Here is a 3,529-nt window from a genome sequence, read left to right as displayed (position 1 = left end):
ATGAGATGGTCCTGTCGCTCTATGCCAAGGGCCTGACCACCGGGGAAATCAGCGCGCACTTCGCCGAGATCTACGGTGCGTCCGTGTCAAAGGAGACCGTCTCGCGGATCACCGACAGGGTGCTCGACGAGATGGCCGCGTGGCAAAACCGGCCGCTGGATGAGGTCTACGCGGCGATCTTCATCGACGCCATCGTCGTCAAGGTCCGCGACGGGCAGGTCGCCAACCGGCCCGTCTACGCCGCGATCGGCGTGACGCTGGAGGGTGAGAAGGACATCCTCGGCCTGTGGGCCGGCACCGGCGGTGAGGGCGCGAAGTTCTGGATGAGCGTGCTCACCGACATCAAGAACCGCGGCGTGAAAGACACCTTCTTCCTGGTCTGCGACGGCCTCAAAGGCCTGCCCGAAGTCGTCACCAACGTCTGGCCGCTGACAACCGTGCAGACCTGCATCATCCACCTGATCCGCAATACCTTCCGCCTGGCCTCGAAGAAGGACTGGGACGCGCTCAAACGGGACGTGAAGCCCATCTACACCGCCGTGAACGCTGCGGCCGCCAGGGCGGCGTTCGAGGAGCTCACCGAGCGCTGGGGCAAGAAATACGGGGCCATCGTGCGGCTGTGGGAGAACGCGTGGGAGGAGTTCATCCCGTTCCTGGACTATGACGTGGAAATCCGGCGCGTGATCTGCTCGACCAATGCGATCGAATCCCTCAACGCCAGGTACCGGCGCGCCGTGAAGGCCCGGGGTCATTTCCCCACCGAGCAGGCTGCGCTAAAGTGCCTGTATCTGGTCACCCGATCCCTCGATCCGACCGGTGCCGGCAAGACCCGATGGGCCGTGCGTTGGAAGCCCGCTTTGAACGCCTTCGCCATCACTTTCAGCGACCGATTCCCGGCCGCTGAAAGCTACTAAAAGAAACCGCCGGATACACCGTTAATGAGATAGTCCCCATGCGGGTGCTCAACCGGGTCGATGGAGTGCTCATCGCGACTCGGGTTGTGATCCGTACACTCCTACTTATGGACCTTCTAGACCTGGGGCGGATCATTGTCGGGTTGGTGCTGCTGGTGCTGGGCGGGGAGGTACTGGTGCGAGGGGCCTCCGCCTTGGCTCGTCGAGCGGGGGTTTCCTCCCTGGTGGTCGGGCTCACCGTGGTCTCGGCGGCCACGTCGGCGCCCGAGCTTTCGGTGAGTATCGGTGCGGTCCTGCGCGACGAACCCGGACTGGCGGTGGGCAATGTGGTCGGCAGCAACATTGCTAACGTCTTGCTCATTCTCGGCCTCTCCGCTCTAGTTCTGCCGCTGGCCGCGACACAACGGTTGGTGCGCTTTGATCTCCCCCTGATGCTTTCTCTGTCCGCGGCGTTGCTGCTGGTCTGCCTCGACGGGGTGATCAGCGCGGTAGACGGGCTAATCCTGTTCGGTGCCGTGGTCGCTCACACCGTGCTGACCGTCACCATCGGCCGCAGAAGGACACAGTCCAAGGCCCCTGTTATGCAGCTGGCTGAGGGTTCCCTGGGTATCGGCACCTCCGCCCAGGCCCAGAAATTGCCTGTGGCCTCGAGCGGAAAGTCGATTCTGCTCGTGGTGTTCGGAGTTGCTCTCCTGGTAACCGGGGCCACGCTCCTCGTCGAGGGCGCGGTGAACACCGCCACCACGCTAGGGGTGAGCAGCCTAGTGGTCGGTTTAACCGTCGTGGCCATCGGCACATCTCTGCCTGAGCTGGCGACTTCCCTCATCGCCGTGCGCCGTGGCGAACGTGACTTGGCGATTGGCAACGTGGTCGGCAGCAACATCTTCAACATCGGAGTCGTGCTCGGGTTGCCAGCCATGATCTCCCTCGAGGGCATTCCCGTATCCAGCGCCGCCCTGGCCTTCGATATCCCGGTAATGTTGGCGGCCGCGATCGCCTTGCTGCCCGTAGCCTTCACTGGCTTCACGGTGGCGCGATGGGAAGGCGCCCTGTTCGTAGCCCTGTATCTGGTTTACCTCGGGTATCTCATCCTGGCTGCCACCGCACACGACGCACTGGAAGGATTTACCGCCGTGATGGCATGGTTTGTCCTCCCATTGATCACGGTGACGCTGATCGCCTTCACCGCATACGAAATCGGGCTGCGTAAGGGCCGACAAGGCAGCGGCACAACCCCCCGTCCGTCCTGACCACGAGCCGCTGACTAGATCAACCCGGGCCTGTCAATACCGCGCGCCACCCAGGCACCAGATAGTCCCCCCGATCAGCGCCAGACCCCCCACGCGGGTCAAATCCGTTCTGCACCCCTCTTGATGCGAAGCAGGTTACGGACTTGCCGGGTCTGTCAGATTAACGGTGGATCTGGCCTGGCGCATTGTCAGTTGATTCGGCCTTCGAAGGTGATAGCGAAGGCGTTGAGCGCGGGCTTCCACCTCGTGACCCACCGTGCCCGACCTTGCCCCGTCGGGTCAAGCGACCGGGTCACGAGATACAGGCATTTCAGCGCGGCAGCGTCGTTGGGGAAGTGCCCGCGGGCACGGACGGCGCGCCGGTAGCGGGCGTTGAGCGACTCGATCGCGTTCGTGGAGCAGATGATGCGGCGGATCTCGACGTCGTAGTCCAGAAACGGGATGAATTCCGCCCATGCGTTCTCCCAGAGCTGCCGGATCGCGGGATACATGGTGCACCACTTCTCGGCGAACTCCTCGAACCTGGCCCTCGCGACAGCTTCGTTGACGGCGGTATAGACCGGCTTGAGGTCGCGGGCGATCTGGTCCCAGTACTTCCGCGACGCGTATTTGAACGTGTTGCGGATCAGGTGGATGATGCATGTCTGCACCGTCGTCAGCTCCCACGTCGTGTTGATCGCGTCCGGGAGGCCTTTCAGCCCGTCGCAGACGACGATGCAGACGTCCTCGACGCCGCGGTTCTTGATCTCGGTGAGCACGCCGAGCCAGAACTTCGCGCCCTCACCACCGTCGCCGGCCCAGATCCCGAGGATGTCGCGTTCCCCGCCCGTGGTGACGCCGACGGCGACGTAGAACGGTTTGTTGCGCACCTGCCCGTCCCGCACCTTCACGACGATCGCGTCGATGAACACCACCGGGTAGACGCGGTCCAACGGACGGTTCTGCCACTCGGTCATCTCCTCGATCACCTTGTCGGTGATCTTCGAGATCGTGTCCTTCGAGACGCTGGCTCCGTAGACATCGTCGAAGTGCGCCGCGACCTCACCGGTCGTGAGCCCGCGCGCGGTCAATGACAGCACGATCTCGTCGATCCCGTCCAGCCGACGCTGCCGCTTGCGCACGATCCTCGGCTGGAACGACCCCTCACGATCCCGGGGAACGTCGATCTGCACTGCACCGACCTCGGTCATCACGGTCTTCGCCCGCGTCCCGTTACGGGCATTCTCGCCGGTGCTGGGCTGGTGCTTGTCATAACCGAGGTGCTCGGTCATCTCGACCTCGAGCGCAGTCTCCAGCACCCGCTTCGTTAGCCCGGCGAGCAGCCCGTCCGGGCCGACCAGGCTGACGCCCTTCTCCTTCGCTTCC

At 63.7% G+C, this 3,529-nt stretch carries 3 protein-coding genes; 2 read left to right on the top strand and 1 reads right to left on the bottom strand.

Annotation, left to right across the window (positions count from 1 at the left end):
• Positions 1 to 914, top strand: a 914-nt coding sequence (locus ACQ3I4_RS16605) for an IS256 family transposase (protein WP_430632801.1), incomplete at its 5' end; no start/stop codon positions are given.
• 107 nt (positions 915 to 1,021) lie between these two features.
• Complete coding sequence (locus ACQ3I4_RS16600; protein WP_329864315.1) at positions 1,022 to 2,164, top strand: calcium/sodium antiporter; 1,143 nt, start codon at positions 1,022 to 1,024, stop codon at positions 2,162 to 2,164.
• Positions 2,165 to 2,352: 188 nt separating this feature from the next.
• Here ACQ3I4_RS16600 and ACQ3I4_RS16595 read toward each other — a convergent pair.
• Positions 2,353 to 3,529, bottom strand: a 1,177-nt coding sequence (locus ACQ3I4_RS16595; protein WP_430633832.1) for an IS256 family transposase, incomplete at its 5' end; no start/stop codon positions are given.

The sequence above is a fragment of the Zafaria sp. Z1313 genome (genome assembly GCF_050563205.1).
Taxonomy (GTDB): domain Bacteria; phylum Actinomycetota; class Actinomycetes; order Actinomycetales; family Micrococcaceae; genus JAZDCJ01.
This window is presented reverse-complemented; position numbering and strand designations above follow the sequence as displayed.